We start from the raw sequence: 21,704 nt of genomic DNA on the forward strand, positions 1-21,704 counted from the left end.
CTATCTGCAGCCGCATCCTGCCGACTTTACCAGTGGAAGCTGTTTTACCGCTTCTCTCATGGGGCGGGTTTCGGGGCGGAAGCGGTACGGCGAGTTTAAACACATTAAAAGGGTTTATCAAGAGATTAATTTTCTTGACACGGCTTATCAAATGGCCTAGTTAATATTGTTTGAAATTTTTCCTGATATTTATAGGTGCAGCCAATGGCGAAAAAAGAGAAATCTGAGTACATCATTCAGGCCGTCTCCCATGCACTCGACCTCCTGGAGCAGTTCCACGACGAGGTGGACGAACTGGGTGTGACCGAGCTGAGCAAGAGGCTGAAGCTTCACAAGAACAACGTTTTCCGCCTCCTGGCTACCCTGGAGTCCCGGAACTACATAGAGCAGAACAAGGTAACGGAGAACTACCGGCTTGGGCTCAAGACCCTGGAGCTGGGGCAGACCTTCATCAAGCAGATGGGTCTCTTGCGTCAGTCCCGCCCGGTGCTCGAGGCGCTGGTCAAGGAGTGCAACGAGACCACCTACGTCGCCATCCTCAAGGAGTTCCACATCGTCTACCTGGACGTGGTGGAGACCGACCTGACCGTCAGGGTCGTGCCGCGCGTCGGCGCCCGTCTGCCGGCCTACTGCACCGCCGCCGGCAAGGTCCAGATCGCTTACATGACCGACGAGGAACTTGAGAACTACCTCCCCACCAAGGAGATGAAGCGGTACACCCCGAAGACCGTCACCGACCGCGAGGAGCTCAAGAAGCACCTCAAGGTGATCGCCGAGCAGGGATACGCCATCGACGACGAGGAGATGGATGTCGGCGTCAAGTGCGTGGGCGCCCCGATCCGCGACTACACCCGCCGCATCATCGGCGCGGTGAGCATCTCCGGCCCCTCGATGCGCTTCACCGACGAGCGGCTCGAGAAGGAGCTGATCCCGCTGGTGATCCGCTCCGGCGAGGAGATCTCCCACAAGCTCGGCTACCACAAGTAGCGATTAGAAAAGGCCCCCGCCGCAAGCGGGGGCCTTTTTCGTCGTACCTCTTTTTTAGATCTTCCCGCAGCTCTTGCCTGCCGACCTGGCTCACCTCTCGGTGCGGTCCACTATCTCCTCACGCCACAGCTTGCGCACCTGCGCCTCCAGGTCCTCCTTGCTGCCGCGGTTGTCGATGACGACCTTCCCCAGTTTCTTCTTCTCCTCCATGGGCATCTGCGACGCGATGCGCGACAGCGCCGCCTCCCGGGAGAGGCCGTCGCGTGCCATCAGGCGCTGGAGCTGGGTCTCCCGGTCCAGGTAGACCACCCACACCTCGTGCACGCGGGAGGTGATCCCCGCCTCGAAGAGCAGGGGGGCCACGTAGAAGGCGGTGCCGGTCCCCGCCTCCCGAAGCCGCTCCAGCTTCTCCTCCGCCCGCTTTCTGATGGCGGGGTGGGTGATTTCCTCAAGGGTGCGCCTGGCCGACGGGTCGGCGAACACGATCTCGCCGAGGGCGGCGCGGTTCAGGGTGCCGTCGGGGTTGAGCACCTGCTCCCCGAAGCTCGCCGCGATCCGCGCCAGGGCCTCCTCGCCCGGCTGCACCACTTCCCGTGCCAGTTGGTCGGCGTCGATCACGGCCGCTCCCAACTCTTCGAAGAGCTGCGCCGCGCTGGTCTTGCCCGAGGCGATCCCCCCGGTGAGTCCTATGATGCGCATGCCGTTTCCTTGTTTTTCAATATGCGATGCCCTCCTCGCCCAGGGTGAAGGTCGGGTTGGTGAGGTCCTCCTCGACGAGAAGGGTGCTGGAGCCGATCCTGATCTGCGCGCCCAGGAAGGCGTCGCGCTCCACCTCGACCCGGGCCAGGGCATTGATCTCCATCCTCTTTTGCAGCCGTTTCTTTTCGCCGGTCAGCTCGGCCAGTTCTCCCTGGCACTTGGTGTAGATGCGCTGCTTCAGGTTCAAAAGCCCCGCCTCCATGCTGCCGGGGTTCTCCTTGACGTAGGCCAGCGTCTTGGTGAGCTCATCCAGCTGGCGCTGCTTCTCGGTCAGGTTTTCCTGCACCATCTCGAGTTTCCGGTTCAGTGCGGGGTCGACGCCGACCTCGATCACGGTGGGGACCCCGGCGTGGGAGCCGATGACGACGGCGTGCACCAGGGAGATGGCGCGGCATACCCCGCCGATGATGTGTCCCTTGCGCCCACCTTTCTCGCCGACCAGGATGCTCCCGCCGGAGGTGAGGTCGCTCTGCATGGCCAGTTCGCGGATGACGATGTCTCCGCCGGCGCTGATGGCCGCGTTCTCGGCGAACTGCACCGTCACGGTCCCCCCCGCCTCCAGCTGGGCCATCTCCTGGCGGCTCACCATCTTGCCCGGCTGGCTGGCGTGGCCGTGGCCGATCACTCCCCCCTGGATCACGATGTTCCCTCCGGCCTTGACCCGGGCGGCCTCGACGATCCCTCCCACCGTGATGTCCTCGGTGGCGGTCACCTCCATCCCCTCGCTGACGTCGCCGGCGATCTCCAGCGATCCCTTGAAGCGGAGGTTGCCGGTGGAGAGGTCGACCCGCTTCACCTTGAAGACGGGATCGACGTTGACGCCGCGCGGCACGATCGACGGGTAGCCGGAAATGGCGGCGACCAGCAGGTCCGGGTCGGTCAGGTCGCAGGCGATGCCGGTCAGGTTGTCCGCGAAGGGGAGATCGACCCCGTCGGTGGTGGGGAGTTCCACCCCGAGGAGGTTGATCCCGGGGACGCCGGTGGTGGGGCGGGTGCGCCGCAAGAGCGGGTCGCCCAGGCTCACGCTGACGATATCCCCAAGGTTGCGGTAGTCGGCGGTGTCGTCGTCGGAGAGTTGCGGCATCTGGGTCGCCATCTCCGGGATCAGGCTGATGAACTGGCTGTCCTCCCCGGGGACGGGCGGGGTTCCCTGGGCGATCGCCACCTTGCTGGCCTCCCCCGCCTCCAGCGCGGCCTTGATCTCGTCATAGAGGATGCCGCAGACCACGCCCTCGCGGGAAAGCGCCTGCTCCACCTCTTCGAGCGTGATGCGGTGCCCGCCATGGGCCGGCTGGATGGTCATGGTGGCGGTCATCATGTCGTCGGAGAGCTGCAGGGCGAGGGTGGCGTCGCGCCGTTCGCCGATCTGCAGGGTGAACGTCACCGGGGAGACGGCACAGCGGGCGAGCACCTGCGCCAGTGCGTCTTCGGACAGGAACAGGTCGCCGTATCCCAGCGCCTCGATCGCCTCGCGCAACTGCGGGACGTCCAGCGCGCGCCGCTGGGTGACCGGGGTGTACTGTGCCAGCAGGGACTTCTGGTCCGGGCTCAGTTGCAGTTTTAGGCCGGTGCCGTCGAGAATGTCGGTCTCCATGACCCCTCCGGTGACGCCCACAGGGTCTTCATGGGCGCGTCCCTATTAAGTATCGGCGTCTCCGGGGAAAAGTTGAATTCTTTGAGAGGGCGCGTCGCGTCGTGCCGCAGCGATGTTAGGGCCTGTCGCCGACAAAAACAACCATTAATTGCAGCTATGCGGAGGAGCGCCGCGCGCCGCGGTCGGTGCTTGCTGTATACGCCCTACCACAGCGATAATCCGCATGATTTTTCGCTTGATTAGAGCTGAGTGATGTGGTAAAAACTGGATACTGTATACAATGTGCACCGGACAATTTACTTAATAAATGTAAATATTTAGCCGATAATGCGGCCAATTTTACAGCTATTTCGGAGGCCTAAGTGGCAGAGGTAGTTTTTTCCAGCTGGGGCAGAAACATAGTTGATAACCGCAAGGGGGGCGAGAAGAAGGATGTCTCCTTCAAGCTGCCCGCCACCTACGACGGAGAGCGGCCGCTTTCGGCTTTCATCGGCTGGGATGGCATCATTTTGTACAACAAGGATGTCGATATCCCCGCCATGGTCGCCGAGTACATGAAGCGGGTGCAGACCAAGTACGTCTGCGGCAAGTGCACCCCGGGCAAGAAGGGGACCCGCGTCATCATGGACGCCCTCTCCGGGATCATGGAGGGGCGCGGCAAGGAGGAGGATCTCGACACCATCCTCGACGTCGGGAGCGTGCTGTCGCACTGCAAGTGCACGCTCTGCCCGAGCTCGGCGGTGCCGGTCATCGACGCGGTCACCCACTTCCGCGACGCCTTCGTGAACTACATCCGCGGCGCCAAGAGCCTCTCCTCGGAATTCCGGTACATCGAGAAGTACACCGCGCCCTGCATGGACAAGTGCCCGGCCCACATCGATATCCCCGCCTACATCGAGTCGGTGAAGGATTACCGTTTCGGCGATTCTCTGGAGACCATCCGCGAATCGATGCCGCTTCCCTCGGTCTGCGGCCGCGTCTGCCCGCACCCGTGTGAGACCGCCTGCCGCAGGAAGAACGTGGACGAGCCGATCAACATCATGGTGCTCAAACGCAGCGCCTCCGATTACGAATGGCAGCACGGTCACCTCCCGCCGATGGCTCCCAAGGGGAAGCAGTCCAAGAAGATCGCCGTGGTGGGAGCGGGGCCGGCAGGTCTCGCCGCCGCCTACTACCTGGCCCTGGAAGGGTACCCCGTCACCATCTACGAGGCGCTTCCCTTAGGCGGCGGCATGGTCGCCGTGGGCATCCCCCCCTACCGCCAGCCGCGTCACCTGCTGCAGCGCGACATCGACATCATCCAGGGACTGGGCGTCGAGATCATCTACAACACCCGGGTGGGCAAGGACATCACCCTCGACGAGCTGAGGAAGAAGTTCGACGCCGTGCTCCTCGCGCCGGGCGCACACCGCTCAAAGCCGATGGGGGTCGAGGGGGAGGACAAGGGGTACAAGGGCTTCCTGACCGGCGGTATCGACTTCCTGAGAAACGTCTACCTGGGCCTTCCCACCGGGATGGGCAAGAAGGTCTTCGTGGTTGGCGGCGGCAACACCGCCATCGACTGCGTCAGGGTGGCGCTGCGCGAGGGGGCCGAGGAGTCGGTGCTCGTCTACCGCCGCTCCCGCAACGAGATGCCGGCGGATGTGTGGGAGGTCGACGGGGCGGACGAGGAAGGGGTACGCTTCGAGTTCCAGGTGCTCCCGACCAAGGTCATCGCCAACGAGAACAACGAGGTCACCGGGGTCGAGCTGATCAGGATGGCCCTGGGCGAACCGGACGCTTCCGGGCGTCGCCGTCCGGAACCGGTGCCGGGCTCCGAGTTCATCATCGAGTGCGACACCATCATCCCGGCCATCGGCCAGGACGCGGACCTCTCCTTCATCCCGGCCGACGCGGGGATCGACACCACCAAGTGGAGCACCATCGTCACCAAGTACGTGCCGCTCAAGGGGCACGACGGCAAGGACCTGAAGGACGGCATGGGCAACATGCTCTCCAGGACCCTGATCACCGACTGCGACGGCGTCTTCGCCTCCGGTGACGCCGAGATCGGCCCGCTCACCGTCGTGGCCTGCGTCGGCAACGGCCACCGCGCCGCCAAGGTGATCCAGCGCTACCTCGAAGGGAAGGGGGTCGAGCTCTCCGACGACGAGCGGATGGAGGACATCCTCACCTACTTCGGCGTCTACGACAAGAACGAGGACGTGCAGTGGCTGGACAGCGCCTCGCGCGAGCACCAGAAGGAGGTGCACGGCAAGGAGAGGGCGAGCTTCAAGAACTACTGCGAGGTGGAGCTGGGGTACGCCAACAGCCAGGCGGTGCGGGAGGCCGAGAGGTGCCTGCGCTGCTACCGGGTCGCCATGGTCGCCGTCTAGGGCGGCAGCGCCGGGACCTATTGCAATTCATTACACCGAATACTGAGGGTTTTATATGGTCAGCTTAACCATTGATGGCAAAAGCGTGCAGGTCGAGAAAGGTACCACCATACTGGAGGCCGCAGCCACGGTAGGGATCACGATCCCGACGCTGTGCTGGCTCAAGAAGGTCTCCCCCACCGGCGCCTGCCGCGTCTGCGCGGTAGAGGTCGCGGGTGTGGAGCGTACCATGACCGCCTGCAACACCCCGGTCAAGGAGGGGATCGAGGTCACCACGGACACGCCCGCCCTGAGGGAAGCCCGCCGCAAGATCATGGAGCTCATGCTGGTGAACCACCCGCTGGACTGCCCGGTCTGCGACGCCGGCGGCGAGTGCGACCTGCAGGATTCCTGCTACGCGCTCAACGCGACCAAGCAGGATTACTCGGCGATCCTGGAGCGCAAGGAGATCCGCTACGACTGGCCGCTCATCGAAAGCGACCCCAACCGCTGCATCCTGTGCGAGAAGTGCGTCAAGGTGGACCACGAGGTGGTCGGCTGCGACGCCATCATGGTGGTCAACAAGGGCGAGGACGCCATCATCGACACGGTGGACGGCAAGCCGCTCAACTGCGAGTTCTGCGGCAACTGCGTCGCGGCCTGTCCGACCGGCGCGCTGATCACCAAGCCCTTCAAGTTCAAGGGGCGCCCCTGGACCTTCAACCGCATCCCCAGCGTCTGCGCCTTCTGCGGCGCCGGCTGCCAGATCGAGTACCACGCCAAGGACGGGCGCGTGGAGCGGGTCACCAGCGAGGACGACAGCTACAACAACGGCAACCTCTGCATCAACGGCCGCTTCGGCTACCGCTACCTGCACTCCCAGGAGAGGCTCTCCGAGCCGCTTTTGCGCGGGGACTCCGGGACCCTCGCCAAGGCCGACTGGGACACCGCCCTGGCCACCGTGGCCTCCAGGCTCAAGGAGATCGTGGCGCGTGACGGCGGCAAGGCGGTGGCGGGTCTGGGCTCACCCAGGCTCACCAACGAGGAGAGCTTCCTGTTCCGCAAGATCTTCAGCGAGGGGCTCGGCAGCTCCAACCTCGACTCCGAGGCGGGGCTCGGCTTCGCCCAGGCCCAGGCCCAGATGCAGCGGCGTTTCGGTTTCACCGGCGCCAGCAAGCAGCTGGACGCTCTCGACGAGGCGCAGGCGATCCTGGTCTTTGGCTGCGACCTGAACGCCGAGGCGACCGGCGCCGAGTACCGGGTCATCAAGGCCGCCACCAAGAAGGACGCCCGCCTGGTGCTCGTGAACATGCGCGACGTGAAACTCCGGAAGTTCTCCAACGCGCACCTGAAGCACCTGCCCGGCGCCGAGCTCCAGGTGATCTACGCCCTGATGAAGGGGCTCCTCGACGCGGGTGTGGCGCTTCCCGCCGGGGCCGAGAACATCAAGGACGGCCTCGCGCAGCTCTCCATGGACGAACTCTGCCAGCAGGCCGGCGTCACCGTGGCCGCTGTCGAGAACGCGGTGCGGCAGCTTGCCGGCATGACCCGCGTCGCCATCGTCTTCGGCGCCGACCTGATCAGGAGCGCCGACGCTTCCGCCAAGGTCGCCGCACTGGCCGACCTCGCCGTCCTCACCGGTTCGGCGAGCGAGCAGGGGGGCGGCATCTTCCCCGTCGACGCCAAGAACAACACCGTGGGGCTCTTGGACATGGGGGTCACCCCCGGTGCCGACGGCAAGGACATCTGGGGCATCGTCGAGGGGATCGAGCAGGGGAGCATCAAAGCCCTCTACCTCCTGGGATGCGACCTGGCCGGCTTCCCGGACAACCAGCGCATCCGCAAGGCGCTCGGCAAGCTTGAGCTCTTGGTGGTGCAGGACGTCTTCCAGGGGGATTCCCTCGATTACGCCCACGTCGTGCTTCCCGCAGGCGCCGCCGCCGAGAAGAGCGGTTCCTTCACCTCGCTCGACAACCGCGTTCAGGCCATCTTCAAGGCGGTGGACGCGCCCGGGCAGGCCAAGGAGGATTGGGCCATCCTGGCCGGCCTGTATGACAGGCTGACCGGCAACGTCCAGAGGATCACCCCGGCGAGCCTCATGGAGGAGATCAAGGGCGCGGCCAAGGGGTACCAGCCTTTCGACGGATCCCGCGGCGGCGCCATCAAGGGGGGGAGCGCGGTGCGTACGGATGCCCCGCTGGCACCGATCGCCAAGCCCGCGGCGCCCGCGCAGCCGAAGTTCCAACTCCTGGTCGGCCCCATCGGGTTCCATAACGGCACCTCCACCACCCGTTCCGACGCCAACCTCGACGTGGCGCCGGCCGGCTTCGTGGAACTGCACCCCGCCGACGCGGCCGCGCTCGGCATCGCCCAAGGCGGCAGCGTGAAGCTTTCCTCGGGCAACGGTACCCTCACCGCGGCGGCCAAGGTCAGCGCCAGCGTCCAGCCCGGGCTGCTCTTCGCCCCGTCCCACTTCCGCGACCTCAACGCCAACGCGCTCCTCAAGGGGAACTGCAACCTGGTCGAGGTGAAGGTGGAAAAAGCGTAACCCGCCGTCACGGCGTGACTGACGAAGAGGCCCCGTCCACCGGCACGGGGCCTTTTTTTTATGGCGGGCCGAAGCGTATGATGCTAGTCTTCTGGCTCAGCGGCGGTCCAATAACCAGCTACTTCTCAAGGGGAGATGCCCATGGACGATAAACTTGCGCAGATAGCGGCGCTGGCGGGAAAGAACGACAAGATCGCCGAGAAGCTGGACCAGATGCTCACCGGTCCCAACGACCGTGCCTACGTGGTCTGCAGTTTCGAGGACTGCAAGCTGCACCAGAAGGGGCGCTGCACCATCTACACGGTGCTCGATGTGCCGCGCATGAAGACCGGGCAGCCCTGCAGCGGCTATGAAAAGGTGAGCGCGGCGGAGAACTGAGGCGGGAGGTTAGTAGAGGGATTCTTCGTTTTCCTCGGGAGGCATCCTGCCGTTTCGTTCCAGGAAGGCGAGTTGCTCGCTGCGCTTGCCGATCTGGTCGTTGCAGAAGGTCCAGATCCGGTAGCTTTCCAGGCATAGGATGGTGAAGCCGGCGCCGAAGACGGCCCAGTAGTTGTCCTGGAGCCCCTCGGCGAAATAGTAGAAGAGGTAGAAGCCGGCCAGGTAGCCGACGTGGCAGAAGCTGCTTGGATGGCGCACGCCGCTCATCATGCGCGACAGGCTCAGTATGATGGCGGAGAAGGTGTAGAGCACCAGCACCAGGCTGATCATGAGCGGCTTGGGCGCCGCCCCCAGCGTCGCCACCACCTCCTGCGGCCTGGGCAGAAACCAGAAGTCGCGCCAGGCGACGGTACTCAAAAGCAGAAACAGGGAAAGCGCCCACAGTCCCCGGTTCGAGAACCGTTTCAGGCGCCCTATCTCGTCCAGAAGTCCCTGGCGCAACTGTCCCTGCGCGTCCCGCGCCACGTTCCCCATGGTCCCCGTCTCGTTGTTTTCCGCCTGCTCCATCGCTCGCTCGATTCTCTGAAGGGGCGGGCACCTGCGGAGCCAGTCCCCCATCTAACGAAAAAAGTCACTTGTGCTGGCAGACGGGATCATGCTCCGTCGCCTGGAAAGGCTTTTGCTCAATTTCGTTTAATTTGGCCCTGATAAAGTAGTAAGATTGTGCGATCTTGTCAAGCTCATAGGGAAGGTTCGGCGGCCGCGAAGTGCCGTTTTCTTCCTCGCCCCTCTCAGTGTACTCCTGCAGCTTCCTCATCGGAACCAGTACGATCATCTTTAACAGCGTGATAACGCCGGCGATGGTGAGGAACAGGGTCAGGATGGAAAAGATCAGCATCTGCATCTTGATCAGTGCCAGAGAGTGCAGCGTCGCTTCCTGTGACAGTCCGATGTCCAGCGTTCCCAGCACCCGCTGTTCGGCCGGGTGGAAGTGGCAGGCTGCGTTGGCGCATTCCGGCTCGTTGTAGATGGGCGCCGTTATGGCGAGGATCTCGTCGCCTGAGGCGTTCTTGAAGGTGCGCGCCTTCTGCATGGTCCCAAGCGTGGTGATCGGCGCCGCCTTCTCGTGGCAGACCACGCACCCCTCCGCCTTCTTGTCCACCTGGCGGTTCACCTCCTCGGGCTTCGAGGAGAAGGCCACCACCCCACGCTTGTTGAAGATGCGCACGTGCTGCACCCCGTTTTGGGCGCTGATGTTGCGGATGATGGCGCGGTTGAGTTCCGAGTCCGATTTCATCATCGCGTAACGGGTGGATTTGAGCACGATGCCGGCCAGGTTGTTGGCCTGCGTGATGGAATCCCGGATCACCACCTGCTTGATGGCCCCGTACAGGAGCACGAAGCAGACCACCAGAAATCCGGTAACCACTATCCCTACGGGAACCAAGGCCCTTCCTGCGATCTTGTCGAACATGGCTCCATCTCCAATCTGGGTCGCCGGCTTACCGCCGCCGTCAGCCCCGCTGTGCTGCATCTTACTTCCCTTGAAAGACCCTGCGAGGGCGCCGGCCTCGCGGGGACTGGCTCCGTCAGGTGCCTGTCCCCTTGAGAACCGGCTCGCCCCCTGCACCTGCTAATCGAGCTTGGTCATGCTGCTGTAGCTTGCCACCGGTACGCTGCTCGCCTCGCGCCGGCCCAGCGCCGCTGCCGGCACCGCCTCGGGCACGGTCTCCTCCTGCTCCTGACGGCGCCATTTATAGAGGATCGGGAGCCGGTACAGGATGAAGCGGTAGACCACGATGTAGGTGGCGAAGATGGTCAGGCTGATGATCACCTCGCGCCAGGGCGGGATCTCGCGGTGCGGCAGTTTCCAGTTGAAGGTGATCATGGCGGTGTTGACCCGGTTCAGCACCACGCCGAACACGGTCATGAAGGCGCCCATGCGGACGATGGCCATCTTCCTCGTGTGCACCCCGTAGGTCATCAGGGTGAGCGGAAGCATGAAGCCGACGATGATCTCGAACATGAACCACTGCCCCCAGCCGGTGTCCAGGTAGGCCCACTTGTTGTCGTGCGCGATGCCGATCAGCTTGATGGTGATGTAGGTGGCGATCCCCATGCAGGCGCCCTTGGCGAGCGACACGGTCACCTTGTCCAGTTTCTCGTGGAAGCGGCTGTCGCCGCGCCACGCCATGGTCTTGGCCACGATGGTGCTCACCGTGATCACCATGCACAGGCCGCCCGGCAGCGAGGATACGAAGAAGTGCAGCCACTGGAACGAGGAGGAGTACCAAAGCGGGTGTACCTTGCCCGGCGCGTAGGTGAAAAGCGCGCCCAGCGCCCCCTGGTGCAGGGTCGACAGGATGATGCCGGAAACGGTGAGCCCCAGGGTGATCTTGCGGACGGCGCGCTTGCCAGCCGGGAAGCCGATCCATTCGAAGAAGGCGGTCGACACTTCGGCGACCTGCACCGAGAGGTAGGTGGCGACGTGCCAGGCCACCAGGAAGAGCACCGCGGCGGGACCGAAGGAGACCACCATCGGGTAGGGGAGGCGCCAGGGCTGCCCCAGGTCGGCCAACAGGTACATGACCGCGAAGAAGTATCCTAAAAGCCCGTTCAAAAGCGCCAGCCGCTCGATCGGCTCCAGGTCATGCCTGCCGAAGATCTCGCAGGCGGTACCAAGCTGGAAGCCCGAGGAGGAGAGCGGCACCATGGCGAAGAGGCCGAAACCCAGGAACAGCCCCCAGGGGTAGTCGTTGGAGCCGCTGGTGGCCCAGGCCAACCCGAAGAAGAACCGGCCGATCAGGATCGGGATGCCGACAGCGAAGATCGCCGCCAGGATCCAGTTGAAGGGGTTCCGGAAGGCCTGCAGCAGGTACTGGCTCGGGGTGAGCCCCAAAAGGAGCTTGTTGACCAGCGTGCGCTTCTTGCCGTCATCGTCGTAGGGTGAGTCCACTATTGCCAAACCGTGCTGGATCATTTTTTTCATGGCTTGGTATCCTCCTGGTTGGAATCGGTATCATGCCCATGCTCACCGTGCTCCTGGTTCTTGCAGAGCAGGTGGATGCCGGAGAACAGCGCCGGCCAGATGGAAAGCACCATCGGCACCATGCCGAGGAAATCCTTCACGTTGGAGATGATGGGATCGTTCGAGAGCGTGGTGTCGAAGCCGAGCTTGTCGAACCCGACCGGGGCCAGGTAGAGCCAGCTGGTGCCGCCGACTTCCTTCTCGCCGTAGACGTGGTCCACGTAGCGGTCGGGGGTGGCGCGGATGCGCTCGTGTGCCAGCTTGAGCAGGTCGGCGCGGTGCCCGAAGGTGAGCGCTTCCTGGGGACAGATCTCGACGCAGGCCGGCGGTTTGCCGTACTTGAGCCTGGTGTCGTAGCACAGGATGCATTTCTTGACGACCGGGTTGGTCGCGCTGTCGTAGTCGTAGCCCGGCGCGTTGAACGGGCACGCGATCATGCAGTTGCGGCAGCCGACGCAGACCTTGGAGTTGTAGATCACCGCCCCTTCCTGGGTCTTCGTATAGGCGTTCACGAAGCAGGAGGTGAGGCAGGCGGGCTCGTTGCAGTGGTTGCACTGCACCTTGCGGTACACGGGGCCCGACGGTTGCCCCTTCTGGTAGCTGTTCACCACCGTGTAGGCCTTCGCGGTCGGGCGCCGGTCGTGTTGGAATACCGACGGATCGTCGAAGGAGGTATCCGGTTCCGGCAGTTTCTGTTCCTTGTTGCAGGCAGCCTCGCAGCTGCGGCAGCCGATGCAGCGGGTGGTGTCGACCAGGACGCCCATGGCTTCGGGGTATCCCTCAAAGGAACCGCTGGCCCAACCCTTGTTGGTCTTGCCCAGCGCTATCGTGGTCCCGCCTATCAGGCACGCCTTCAGGAAGTTTCTTCGTTTCATCAGCGTTCCTCCTCAATTCATGATGAGCTGCTGTAGTTGGTGCATCTCATTCCTCTTCTGCATGGGCGGGTTTGGCTCCCTTGCGGTTCGTACTGTAGAAGGCGGCGCCCTCTTTTGTGCGCGGATGGCAGTCCTGGCACCCGGTCGGGCCGTTGCCCACCTTGGCGTGGCAGCCGATGCAGTTTTGGTGCATGGCCCCCTTGAGCCCCATCTTGTCGAGGTGGTAGCGCTGCTTGTCGGCGCGCTTGGCGGCCAGGGTCTCCGGGGAGAACGGGGTGGCCGAATGGCAACCCTTGCAGGAGACCACGGCGGTCGGGCTCGAGTTCTGATGGCAGCGGGCGCAGTTGGGGTCGAGGACCAGGGTGCCGGTGGTGTGGTGGTGGCAGTCGGCGCACTCCTTGATGGACTGGATGTGCTTTGCGTGGTTGAAGGTGAACGGGCTGAACAGCTTGCCGCTCTGGTTCAAGGTGATGGAGTCCGGCACCGGCGCGCACTGCAGCGCAGCAGGGGAGGACACCGATATGGCGCCTATGGAAAGCGCGGCAACTATAAGATGTTTGTAAGAGGACATGTCATGTTCTCCTGGCTCTGTAGTAGTGGGGAGTCGGACTCCCTTGCTGCTCGATTCGATGCTAGTGGCGCGCCGCTTCCTTGGTTTCATCCTGTTCTCTTTTGTGCAGGTAGCGGTAGAACATGGGGAAACCGATGAAGAAGGCTACGCAGATCAGGTATTCCACCCCTTTGATGTACTGGTAGAAATCCACCAGCGTGAAGACTTCCTTTATCTGTCCTATGGCGTCCAGTGTCATGGCTTGGCTCCTTTGCGATCAGGTTGAATTCCATCGCCCCTAGTGGCTCTTGACGCGGGAGGGGGCCTTTTCCTGTTCCTTGCCGATCCCCTTGAGCATGCCGTAGAGCGTGATCATGGCCGGGATCAGCTGGACCACCAGCACCAGGGCGCAGAAGCCGAGGAAAAGCAGGATGCCGAGCTTGCTGACGAATACCTTGCTGGTCGAGGCGGCGAAAGCATTGGCCGTCGTCATGAGAAAGACAATACCCGTGTTCGCTAAAGCTGACAGACGCATCGTGGTTTTCATAATCTCCTCCTTTTGGGCTTTGATGTGAAAGACTCGGTCGTTTTATCTTCGGGGCCTCCCGGTGCCTGCCCCCTTTGTTACCCTTAGGCCATCTGCAACTTGAGGCTCTCGAAGGCACACTGCACTGCCTGTCTGATCTCGGCGCGGTCCTCGGCGTTGACCGGTTTCAGCGCGTGATAGAAGATCCCCTCGCTCCTGAGCTTTCTGGAGAGCGGCAGCGAGGTGCCGGCGGCTATGAGGATGATGGACAGCTTGCGGTTGCACTGTTTCAGCAGCGGGATGATCTCCGATGCCGAGAACTCGTCGAACTTGGTCCCCAGGAGCACCACCTGCGCGGTTCTTTTCAGGATCCCGGAAAGGGCGCTTTCTATGGAGTTGGTGACGATCACGTTGTAGCCGGACTCGATGAACATCTCGGCCATCTGTTTTCTGCAGTCCATGTCTTCGTCCACGATGAGAAGTCCTTGCATAGCTTTACCCTCACACGGCTGGGAGCATCGGTTCCGCTGTAGCCTGGCTGCGCACCGCCGACACCGGGGGCGCGCCGGCGGAAGTCCCGCCCCGCCAGCCGGCCAGCGGTCATAGGCTGGTCCTGTTGGTCTTGGCAGCCTCTTTCGCGCGCCGCTCGGCTTCGGTGGAAAAGATCCCTTTGAAGATACGGAAAAACATCGTGAGGCCGGGGACCAGCTGAAACAGGATCACCATGGCTACGAATGCGATAAAGACGATCGCGCCCAGCCCGAGCCCCGCGGGTTCCGTTGCGGCGGGAGATGCCATAGCCTGGGTTCCGTCCATCACCAGCGAGGCTGTCGTTACGGTTAGAACCTTCATGATAGTCTCCTTTCCTTTGGTGTGCCTGCGAACCTGGTCAGCTAACCTGCCTGATGACCTTACTAAGCATCCAACGTGCCATCCGTGAGAAAAAGTTATAAGTTGCTGGTTTTCCGTATGTTTGTTGGCGGATGCGTTTCCTCTTGGGGGCGTCCGGGGCGGTCCAATGTATAGCCGCCCTATACATGCCGCGGCTCCCCCGTGAGCGGGCTTGTTGCGGCGGTCAGGAAAAACGCAATGATTTCGGCGTACAAGGGGGCGGGGCGCGGTGTATTGTTCCGGCATACACCAATAAATTCGGGTGCATTGGCGCGCTCAAGGTCGGTCGTCGGCCGCAGTCGGAGCCGAAACGGCAGGTCAGTCACAGGCAATGCAGTGAAAGTATTTTCATGTCTTTTTGTTGACAGAGGACCCTTTGTGGGCTATTGATACAGCGGGCGGACTCCGTCGTGGGAGCCTCCCAATGGCAGAGGATGACGCGTGGGGCCGTCCTGCTTCAGCGGGCTCGAAAAACCGATAGGCACGGTGCATCTATAGCTGGATTTAACATGGTGATTCTATGCATATTCTTGTCGTTGATGATGAGTCTGTTATTAGGGATGGCCTGGCACGAATTCTCGAAGGAGATTCCTTCACCGTAGATGCCGCCAAGAACGGGCATGCTGCCATAGAGCTTTTGCAGCAGAAACAGTTCGATCTGATAATCACCGACCTCAAGATGCCGGGCATGAGCGGGTTCGAGGTGCTGAACGCGGTCAAGATACTGCAGCCGGACACTCCGGTGATCATGATCACGGGGTTCGCCACGGTGGAGACCGCCGTCGAGGCGATGAAAAACGGCACCGTCGATTACATCGTCAAGCCCTTCACGCCTGAGCAGATCCTGGAGAAGGTGCATCTCGCGCTGGAACAGAAGAAGACCACGGTGGAAGATATCGTGGTGAAGAAGGAGATTGACTGCCACCACGGCTTCGACGAGTTCGTCGGGGAAAGCCGGGAGATGCAGAAGGTCTACCGCCGCATCATCCAGGTCGCCTCCACCGACAGCACCGTCCTCATTACCGGCGAGAGCGGCACCGGCAAGGAGCTCGCCGCCCGCGCCATCCACAAGCACAGTTCCAGGCGCGACCAGCCCTTCGTCGCCGTCGACTGCACCGCCCTCGCCGAAAACCTCCTGGAAAGCGAACTTTTCGGCCATGTCAAAGGCTCCTTCACCGGCGCCGTCCAGACCAAGATGGGCCTGTTGATGGTTGCCGACGGGGGGACGCTCTTTCTCGACGAGGTCTCCAACATCAGCCTCTCCACCCAGGCGAAACTCCTGCGCGTGCTGCAGGAGCGCCAGGTCACCCCGATCGGCGGCACCCAGCCGGTCTCCTTCAACATCCACCTCGTCGCCGCCACCAACCGCAACCTGAAGACCATGGTGGCCGAGGGGAAGTTCCGGGAAGACCTCTTTTTCCGTCTCAACATCATCCCCCTGGAACTCCCCCCGCTGCGCGAGCGTAAAGGGGACATTCCGCTCCTGATCCGCCATTTCATGCACAAGTTCGTCGAGGAGGTCGGCAAGGACCTGCGGGGCATCTCCCCGGAGGCGATGCACTTTCTGGAGAACTACGCCTACCCGGGCAACGTCCGCGAACTGGTGAACACCATCGAGCGCGCGGTGGTCCTGTGCGAGGGGGACGTGATCCAGAAGGAAAATCTGGAACTGGGCGAGGCGGCCGAGGTCTGCAGCACCGGGTTCGACGGCTTCGTCCCGACCAGCGCCGAGGCCCTCAAGGAGATGAAGCGCCACATCCGCGACCGCTCCGTCGAGAACGTCGAGAAAGCGTTCGTGATCCAGGCCTTGAAGCGCAACAACTGGAACATCTCCCGCGCTGCCGAGGAAACCGGCATGCTGCGCCCCAATTTCCAGACCATGTTGAAGCGGTTGGGCATCTCGGTTAAGGATTATTTCGGGCGGTAGGGTAGCCCCGCCGGTCTCCCGTCGCTGCACGAGTCGCTCCCCCCGACGGCGACCACCGCGGCCGATACTGTTTCTGCGTCGCCCTTTTTCCCCTGACTTCCTCACAACTCCTCTCTTTAATTCTGCGCAGACTCATGGCGAGCTTTTTCCAATGTGTTAAACTCAATGCGGGTTTCTCTTAACGGCCGCGAACGGCAGGGGAGAGCGTGCATGAAACAGATCAACAGTGAAAGAAAGCTGACCCCCCTCAATATCTCGATCGTCTATGCCGTGGTCGGTGTCCTCTGGGGCGCCGCCTCTTGTCTGTTCCCCGCCGTCCTGGCCCATAAAAGCTTCATGTACACCTCAGTGGAGACCTTGAACCACGCCTTCTTCATACTTGCCACGGCTGCGCTTTTGTACCTCCTGATCAGTCGCAGCGAAGGGGACGTGGTGCGCGGCAGGGAGTCGCTGTTCAGGGTGAACCGGGCCTTGAAGACCTTCAGCGGCTGCAACCAGGCCCTGGTGCGGGCCACGGATGAGCTGCAGCTGATGAAGGACGTCTGCCGCACCATTGTCGAGACCGGGGGGTACAAGCTGGCCTGGGTGGGGATGGCCGAGCATGACGACTGGAAGACGGTGCGCCCCGTGGCGCAGTGGGGCGACCGCGGGGGCTACCTCACCAAGCTGGACATGAGTTGGGCGGACATCGACCGGGGGCGCGGCCCCACCGGCACCGCCATCAGGACCGGCACCACGCGCATCGCCCAGAATATCCGCTACGATGCCAGTTGGACCCTGTGGCGGGAGGAGGCGCTGAAACATGGCTTCGCCGCGTCGATATCTCTGCCGTTGATAAACGAAGGGCGCCCCCTGGGAGCGCTGGTGATCTTCGCAGGGGAAAAGCGGGCCTTCGGCAAACAGGAGGTCAAGCTCCTGGAGCAACTGGCGGACGATCTCTCCTTTGGGATCGCGACCTTGCGCATGAACGTGGAGCGCAAGAAGGCGGAACAGGAAATCATGCTGCTCGCCTCGGTGATCGAACAGTCCAAGGAAGGGCTCATCCTTTTCGACAGCGACGGGCTGATACAGTACGTGAACCCGGCCATCGAGACCATCACCGGGCACGACGCCCAGTGCGTGGTCGGGCGCAACGTCGCTGCTCTGGGCGACGGCGACGGCGGCGTGGAGCTCTATCGTTTCGTGTGGGCCGACCTGACCAAGGGGGAGCGGCGGACGGGGGGGCACTTTATCCAGAAGGGCAAAGATGGGGAGTGCTACGAGATCGACATTACCTTCTGGTCCATCTCCGATACCGACGGCGCGGTGAAAAACCACGCCGCGCTGGTCCGCGACGTGACCCACGAACTGCAACTGGAGCGGCAACTGCGCCAGGCCCAGAGGATGGAGGCCATCGCCACGCTCGCCGGCGGCATCGCCCACGATTTCAACAACAACCTGGCTTCCATCATCACCTGCACCGAGATGGCGCGGGATGACGTGCCTCTGGAAAGCCCCCTGCGCGAGCTTCTGGACGTGGTGCTGAAGTCGAGTTACCGGGGGCGCAAGCTCGTGAAGCAGATCCTCACCTTCTGCTGCAAGGGGGAGCAGGAGCGGCAACCGGTCCAGGTCGAGTCGATCATGAGCGAGTGCCTGAACCTGATGCGCCCGTCGATCCCTTCCTCGATAACGGTGCACGCGCATCTGGAACCGGATCTCGGCATGATCATGGCCGACCCGACCCAGATTCACCAGATCATAATGAACCTGGTGACCAACGCGAGCCATGCCATGAGGCTCAAGGGGGGGACCCTCGAGCTGGCGCTGGAAAACGCCAACCTCGACGCCGATTCCCTCGGCGCGCCCGATCTCCCTCCCGGACCGTACTTGAAGTTGACGGTCAAGGACTCGGGGCACGGCATGGACCAGAAGACCATGGAGCAGATCTTCGATCCTTTCTTCACCACCAAGGGGCACAACGAGGGTACCGGGCTCGGCCTGTCGGTGGTGCACGGCATCGTCAGGAACCACGGCGGGGGGATCACGGTAAGCAGCAGGCCAGGGCTTGGAGCCACCTTCGAGGTGTTTCTGCCCCGGACCGCCGCCGTTCAGAAGGATTGCCTGCTGCAGCCGGAGGAAGTTTCGGTGGCCGGCAGTGGCAGGATCCTCTTTGTCGACGATGAGGAAGACGTCGTCTTTGCCGGGAAGAAGATGTTGGAGCGGCTTGGGTACCAGGTGGTTACCGGCCGCGACGGCATGGAGGCGCTGGAAATTTTCCGCGCGGACCCGGGAGGTGTGGACCTGGTCATCACCGACCAGACCATGCCGCGCATGACGGGGATCGAGCTGTCCCGCGAGCTCGTCGCCGTCCGCTCCGACCTGCCGGTCATTCTCTGCACCGGGTTGGGATCGGGGGTGGACCGTACCGCACAGCGCGAGGAGGCGGAGCAGGCGGGGGTCCGCGAGGTGGCCTACAAGCCGCTGGACCGCGAGGAGATGACGGCGATGATACACCGGGTAATGGCACCGGCCGGGGAGGCATGAGGAGATGGCGAAGATCCTGATCATCGACGACGAGGAGACTGTCTGCCAGTCCATGTCCCTGGTGGGCAAGCGTGCCGGGCACGAAACGAGCTGCGCTATGACGCTCGTCGCCGGCTGTCAGCTGGCGGCCGAAGGGGAGTTTGACCTCGTGTTCCTCGATGTGCGGCTTCCCGACGGCAACGGCCTGGAGATGCTGCCGCGCCTGGCGCAGGCGCCGTCCAAGCCGGAGATCGTCATCATGACCGGCTACGGCGACCCGGCCGGCGCCGAATTGGCCATCAACAGCGGCGCGTGGGACTACATCGAGAAGGGATCCTCGGTGAAGGACATCACCCTTTCGCTGGTGCGGGCCCTGGAGTACCGCAAGCAGAAGCTCTCCCTCTCCGGGCGCCAGGAGGTGGTTGCCCTGAAGCGGGAGAACATCATCGGCAACAGCCCCGCCCTGACCGCCTGTCTCGATGCCGTGGCGCGCGCGGCGGTGAGCGACGCGGGTGTTCTCATCCTGGGGGAAACGGGGTCGGGCAAGGAGCTTTTCGCCCGGGCGGTGCACCAGAACAGCAAGCGCAGCGACAAGCCATTCGTGGTGGTGGACTGCGCCAGCCTGCCGGAGACGCTGGTGGAGAGCCTTTTGTTCGGGCACGAGAAGGGGGCCTTCACCGGCGCGGAAAAGGCGCGCGACGGCCTGATCAGCCAGGCCCATGGCGGGACCCTATTTCTGGACGAGGTGGGCGAGCTCCCCTTCGCCACGCAAAAGGCTTTCCTCAGGGTGCTGCAGGAGAGGCGTTATCGTCCGGTGGGGGGGCAGCGCGAACTGGAGAGCGATTTCCGTCTGGTGGCGGCCACCAACCGCAAGCTGAACCAGATGGCGGAGGAGGGGACCTTCCGCAGCGACCTCCTCTTCAGGTTGAGCACCTTTGTCATCGAGCTCCCCCCGTTGCGGGAGCGCAGCGAGGACATCAAGGAGCTGGCCCGCTATTACATGGACAAGTTCTGTGAGAATAACGGCCTGTCGCCCAAGGGGAGCTGCCCGGAATTCATGGAGACCCTGCAGGCCTACAGCTGGCCCGGCAACGTGCGCGAGTTCATCAACACCATGGAGCGCACCGTGCTGACCGCCCGGGAGCAACCGGTCCTTTTCGCCCAGCACCTGCCTACGCAGATCCGGGTACAGGTTACCCAAAGCGCCGTCAACCGCCACGAGACCGCAGCCGCGCCCCCCGCCCAACTGGCGCCGCCTACCCGACTCCCCAAGTTGACCGACTTCCGCGACAGCATCTATACCCAGGCCGAAAAGCAGTACCTCTGCGACCTGATGGTACTGGCCCAAAATGACATCGCCACCGCCTGCAACCTCTCCGGCCTTTCGCAGTCCCGCCTCTACGCCCTCTTGAAGATCCACGACCTGCACCGCTTGACCTAGCCCCCCGTATCGCTTCCCTGTCGCCCTCCCCCTTTTTTCCTGTCCCGCAAGAACGTTCCTGCCCGGCAGGAAATTAATTCGATGATCCGCCTAAATAATCCTGTGGTGTAAACAGTTGTAATGAAAAGAGATTATCCGTGCGGCACGCTGGTTCTCTTGTCCGGAAGGGTGTTGCCCCTCAAACCCATTTTTTGGCCGACTCTCTTTGTAAATGTCTGTTTTTGTTATGTTTTTCGGTTTTATGCGCGTTTCGGCACCGTGGTTGCTAAGTATGGGTAACCCTTCGGGGAATAATGCGGAAAAAGGAGAGGGCCATGACAAAGGAAACGCGCGAATCATTGTCCGGGAAAGTGACAAGTTGGTCGATCATCGGGGTGGTAGTGGCCGGGACGCTCCTCATATCCGGCATTGCCGACGTCTCCGAGGGGAGCGGGCTGATGGCGAAGATATTCCTTCTCTTCATCGGCGCCATCATCGTCGTGCAGGTCATCCCTGGCATCATGCTCTTCAGCGCGATGCTCAAGGGTATTTACGGGCTGTTCGGCAAGAAGGTAAAGGTCCCTCTGGAAGATGACAAAAAGTAGCTGTTCGTGAGACGCGAGGTGGCTTATGGACGAACGGGGAATCATCATAGCGGACCGCGACGCGGATTTCCGCAGGCAGGTAGCCGAATACTTCCGCAAGGCGGGGTATGAGGTTGAGACCACTGATTCAACAGTCCACGTGCTCTGCAGCATCCTGCAGAAGAAGACACCGGTGTTGTTGTTGGGAAGTGACTTCGACCAGAAGGTTTCGTCTTCCGACCTGATTCACCTGCTGAAAAAGTGCAACCGCCATCTGAACGTCATCATGGTCTCCGACGACCTGCCGCTGAGCCAGGCGAGGCAAGTACGCAAGGAAGGGATCTTCTACCAGGCCATGAAGCCGGTGGAAAACGGTGATACCGAGGAACTTGGGCTCGCCGTCGAATGCGCCTTCAAGACCTACCGCGCGAGCCGGCAGCAGGAGCGCATGGAGGCCGCGATGCGGCGCCGGGCACATCGGCGGGAGTCGGTGGAAAAGCAACCCGCCAGTGTGCCCAGGCGCTTCTCCTGGCTGATCGCGCTCTCCGTTCTCGTCTTCGGCACCAGTTTCCTGGCACTTTCGGCCGCCCAGAGCACCGATCGTGGCGGCAACCTGGGTATGTGGCTCTTCCTCGGATTCTGTGCGCTTTTGCTCGTGGCGCAGTTCTTCCCGGTGTTCAGGATCAAGTTGCCGCATCGCATCTCGGCGCAGCATGCCGCCAAAGAGCAGGCTGCCTCATTCGACAAAAAATCATCCTAAAGGACGTGCTCCTTGAAAGGA

General features: G+C 62.5%; 20 protein-coding genes. 9 read left to right on the forward strand and 11 right to left on the reverse strand.

The features are described 5' to 3' along the window. The first annotated feature begins 204 nt into the window (after positions 1-204). Positions 205-987: an IclR family transcriptional regulator gene (locus KOL99_RS15560; protein ID WP_183345626.1), complete on the forward strand. Its 783-nt coding sequence runs from the start codon at positions 205-207 to the stop codon at positions 985-987. Positions 988-1,077: 90 nt separating this feature from the next. Here KOL99_RS15560 and coaE read toward each other — a convergent pair whose 3' ends face one another. Next, positions 1,078-1,686: a dephospho-CoA kinase gene (gene coaE / locus KOL99_RS15565; protein ID WP_216511385.1), complete on the reverse strand. Its 609-nt coding sequence runs from the start codon at positions 1,684-1,686 to the stop codon at positions 1,078-1,080. 16 nt (positions 1,687-1,702) lie between these two features. Then, the gene (locus KOL99_RS15570) at positions 1,703-3,340 is read right to left on the reverse strand and encodes a DUF342 domain-containing protein (RefSeq protein ID WP_216511386.1); all 1,638 of its coding nucleotides are present in this window, start codon (positions 3,338-3,340) and stop codon (positions 1,703-1,705) included. A gap of 362 nt (positions 3,341-3,702) precedes the next feature. On the opposite strand from KOL99_RS15570, the gene KOL99_RS15575 reads away from it, so the two are divergent. From KOL99_RS15575 to KOL99_RS15585, 3 genes are all read left to right on the forward strand, one after another. Further along, positions 3,703-5,715, forward strand: coding sequence for an FAD-dependent oxidoreductase (locus tag KOL99_RS15575; protein WP_216511387.1), 2,013 nt, complete (start codon positions 3,703-3,705; stop codon positions 5,713-5,715). Positions 5,716-5,770: 55 nt separating this feature from the next. After that, positions 5,771-8,242: a molybdopterin-dependent oxidoreductase gene (locus KOL99_RS15580; protein ID WP_216511388.1), complete on the forward strand. Its 2,472-nt coding sequence runs from the start codon at positions 5,771-5,773 to the stop codon at positions 8,240-8,242. A gap of 141 nt (positions 8,243-8,383) precedes the next feature. Continuing rightward, complete coding sequence (locus KOL99_RS15585) at positions 8,384-8,620, forward strand: hypothetical protein (protein WP_216511389.1); 237 nt, start codon at positions 8,384-8,386, stop codon at positions 8,618-8,620. A 9-nt stretch (positions 8,621-8,629) separates the two neighbouring features. On the opposite strand, the gene KOL99_RS15590 is transcribed toward KOL99_RS15585, so the two are convergent. The 9 genes from KOL99_RS15590 to KOL99_RS15630 all read right to left on the reverse strand — a co-directional run bounded on the left by KOL99_RS15590 (position 8,630) and on the right by KOL99_RS15630 (position 14,451). Further along, positions 8,630-9,187, reverse strand: a complete 558-nt coding sequence (locus KOL99_RS15590; protein ID WP_216511390.1) for a menaquinol oxidoreductase — start codon at positions 9,185-9,187, stop codon at positions 8,630-8,632. 64 nt (positions 9,188-9,251) lie between these two features. Beyond that, positions 9,252-10,094 (reverse strand): cytochrome C, encoded by an 843-nt coding sequence (locus KOL99_RS15595; RefSeq protein ID WP_216511391.1) that lies wholly within the window; start codon positions 10,092-10,094, stop codon positions 9,252-9,254. Positions 10,095-10,253: 159 nt separating this feature from the next. After that, positions 10,254-11,609 carry a polysulfide reductase NrfD family protein gene (locus KOL99_RS15600; protein ID WP_216511392.1) on the reverse strand — a complete coding sequence of 452 codons (1,356 nt, stop codon included), beginning with the start codon at positions 11,607-11,609 and terminating at the stop codon, positions 10,254-10,256. Beyond that, positions 11,606-12,523: a 4Fe-4S dicluster domain-containing protein gene (locus KOL99_RS15605; protein WP_216511393.1), complete on the reverse strand. Its 918-nt coding sequence runs from the start codon at positions 12,521-12,523 to the stop codon at positions 11,606-11,608. Before KOL99_RS15605 ends, KOL99_RS15600 begins: the two co-directional genes overlap by 4 nt. A gap of 46 nt (positions 12,524-12,569) precedes the next feature. Next, positions 12,570-13,094, reverse strand: coding sequence for a cytochrome c3 family protein (locus KOL99_RS15610; protein ID WP_216511394.1), 525 nt, complete (start codon positions 13,092-13,094; stop codon positions 12,570-12,572). 61 nt (positions 13,095-13,155) lie between these two features. Beyond that, positions 13,156-13,332: a hypothetical protein gene (locus KOL99_RS15615; protein WP_216511395.1), complete on the reverse strand. Its 177-nt coding sequence runs from the start codon at positions 13,330-13,332 to the stop codon at positions 13,156-13,158. A gap of 39 nt (positions 13,333-13,371) precedes the next feature. Next, positions 13,372-13,620 carry a hypothetical protein gene (locus KOL99_RS15620; RefSeq protein ID WP_216511396.1) on the reverse strand — a complete coding sequence of 83 codons (249 nt, stop codon included), beginning with the start codon at positions 13,618-13,620 and terminating at the stop codon, positions 13,372-13,374. 83 nt (positions 13,621-13,703) lie between these two features. Continuing rightward, entirely contained in the window at positions 13,704-14,090 is a 387-nt protein-coding gene (locus KOL99_RS15625; RefSeq protein WP_216511397.1) for a response regulator, read from the reverse strand. Positions 14,091-14,199: 109 nt separating this feature from the next. Then, on the reverse strand, positions 14,200-14,451 hold the full coding sequence (locus KOL99_RS15630) for a hypothetical protein (RefSeq protein ID WP_216511398.1): 252 nt from the start codon (positions 14,449-14,451) through the stop codon (positions 14,200-14,202). Between the two features lie 559 nt (positions 14,452-15,010). Between KOL99_RS15630 and KOL99_RS15635 the strand changes: the two genes are divergently transcribed. The 5 genes from KOL99_RS15635 to KOL99_RS15655 all read left to right on the forward strand — a co-directional run bounded on the left by KOL99_RS15635 (position 15,011) and on the right by KOL99_RS15655 (position 21,683). Continuing rightward, positions 15,011-16,417: a sigma-54-dependent transcriptional regulator gene (locus KOL99_RS15635; protein WP_216511399.1), complete on the forward strand. Its 1,407-nt coding sequence runs from the start codon at positions 15,011-15,013 to the stop codon at positions 16,415-16,417. A gap of 210 nt (positions 16,418-16,627) precedes the next feature. Continuing rightward, on the forward strand, positions 16,628-18,940 hold the full coding sequence (locus KOL99_RS15640) for a hybrid sensor histidine kinase/response regulator (protein ID WP_216511400.1): 2,313 nt from the start codon (positions 16,628-16,630) through the stop codon (positions 18,938-18,940). A gap of 4 nt (positions 18,941-18,944) precedes the next feature. Further along, positions 18,945-20,360 carry a sigma-54-dependent transcriptional regulator gene (locus KOL99_RS15645; RefSeq protein WP_216511401.1) on the forward strand — a complete coding sequence of 472 codons (1,416 nt, stop codon included), beginning with the start codon at positions 18,945-18,947 and terminating at the stop codon, positions 20,358-20,360. A 314-nt stretch (positions 20,361-20,674) separates the two neighbouring features. After that, complete coding sequence (locus KOL99_RS15650; RefSeq protein ID WP_216511402.1) at positions 20,675-20,944, forward strand: hypothetical protein; 270 nt, start codon at positions 20,675-20,677, stop codon at positions 20,942-20,944. Between the two features lie 25 nt (positions 20,945-20,969). Further along, complete coding sequence (locus KOL99_RS15655) at positions 20,970-21,683, forward strand: response regulator (RefSeq protein WP_216511403.1); 714 nt, start codon at positions 20,970-20,972, stop codon at positions 21,681-21,683. Positions 21,684-21,704: the final 21 nt, after the last annotated feature.

The sequence above is a fragment of the Geomonas azotofigens genome (assembly GCF_018919395.1).
GTDB classification, from domain to species: Bacteria; Desulfobacterota; Desulfuromonadia; order Geobacterales; family Geobacteraceae; genus Geomonas; species Geomonas azotofigens.

Bases quoted from the DNA above. Each gene is read 5' to 3' on its own strand.
- KOL99_RS15580 (WP_216511388.1), top strand. From the start codon at position 5,771: ATGGTCAGCTTAACCATTGATGGCAAAAGCGTGCAGGTCGAGAAAGGT.
- KOL99_RS15615 (WP_216511395.1), bottom strand. From the start codon at position 13,332: ATGACACTGGACGCCATAGGACAGATAAAGGAAGTCTTCACGCTGGTG.
- KOL99_RS15600 (WP_216511392.1), bottom strand. From the start codon at position 11,609: ATGAAAAAAATGATCCAGCACGGTTTGGCAATAGTGGACTCACCCTAC.
- KOL99_RS15585 (WP_216511389.1), top strand. From the start codon at position 8,384: ATGGACGATAAACTTGCGCAGATAGCGGCGCTGGCGGGAAAGAACGAC.
- KOL99_RS15645 (WP_216511401.1), top strand. From the start codon at position 18,945: ATGGCGAAGATCCTGATCATCGACGACGAGGAGACTGTCTGCCAGTCC.
- KOL99_RS15640 (WP_216511400.1), top strand. From the start codon at position 16,628: ATGAAACAGATCAACAGTGAAAGAAAGCTGACCCCCCTCAATATCTCG.
- KOL99_RS15650 (WP_216511402.1), top strand. From the start codon at position 20,675: ATGACAAAGGAAACGCGCGAATCATTGTCCGGGAAAGTGACAAGTTGG.
- KOL99_RS15590 (WP_216511390.1), bottom strand. From the start codon at position 9,187: ATGGAGCAGGCGGAAAACAACGAGACGGGGACCATGGGGAACGTGGCG.
- KOL99_RS15620 (WP_216511396.1), bottom strand. From the start codon at position 13,620: ATGAAAACCACGATGCGTCTGTCAGCTTTAGCGAACACGGGTATTGTC.
- KOL99_RS15625 (WP_216511397.1), bottom strand. From the start codon at position 14,090: ATGCAAGGACTTCTCATCGTGGACGAAGACATGGACTGCAGAAAACAG.
- coaE (WP_216511385.1), bottom strand. From the start codon at position 1,686: ATGCGCATCATAGGACTCACCGGGGGGATCGCCTCGGGCAAGACCAGC.
- KOL99_RS15630 (WP_216511398.1), bottom strand. From the start codon at position 14,451: ATGAAGGTTCTAACCGTAACGACAGCCTCGCTGGTGATGGACGGAACC.
- KOL99_RS15560 (WP_183345626.1), top strand. From the start codon at position 205: ATGGCGAAAAAAGAGAAATCTGAGTACATCATTCAGGCCGTCTCCCAT.
- KOL99_RS15595 (WP_216511391.1), bottom strand. From the start codon at position 10,094: ATGTTCGACAAGATCGCAGGAAGGGCCTTGGTTCCCGTAGGGATAGTG.
- KOL99_RS15610 (WP_216511394.1), bottom strand. From the start codon at position 13,094: ATGTCCTCTTACAAACATCTTATAGTTGCCGCGCTTTCCATAGGCGCC.
- KOL99_RS15570 (WP_216511386.1), bottom strand. From the start codon at position 3,340: ATGGAGACCGACATTCTCGACGGCACCGGCCTAAAACTGCAACTGAGC.
- KOL99_RS15605 (WP_216511393.1), bottom strand. From the start codon at position 12,523: ATGAAACGAAGAAACTTCCTGAAGGCGTGCCTGATAGGCGGGACCACG.
- KOL99_RS15655 (WP_216511403.1), top strand. From the start codon at position 20,970: ATGGACGAACGGGGAATCATCATAGCGGACCGCGACGCGGATTTCCGC.
- KOL99_RS15635 (WP_216511399.1), top strand. From the start codon at position 15,011: ATGCATATTCTTGTCGTTGATGATGAGTCTGTTATTAGGGATGGCCTG.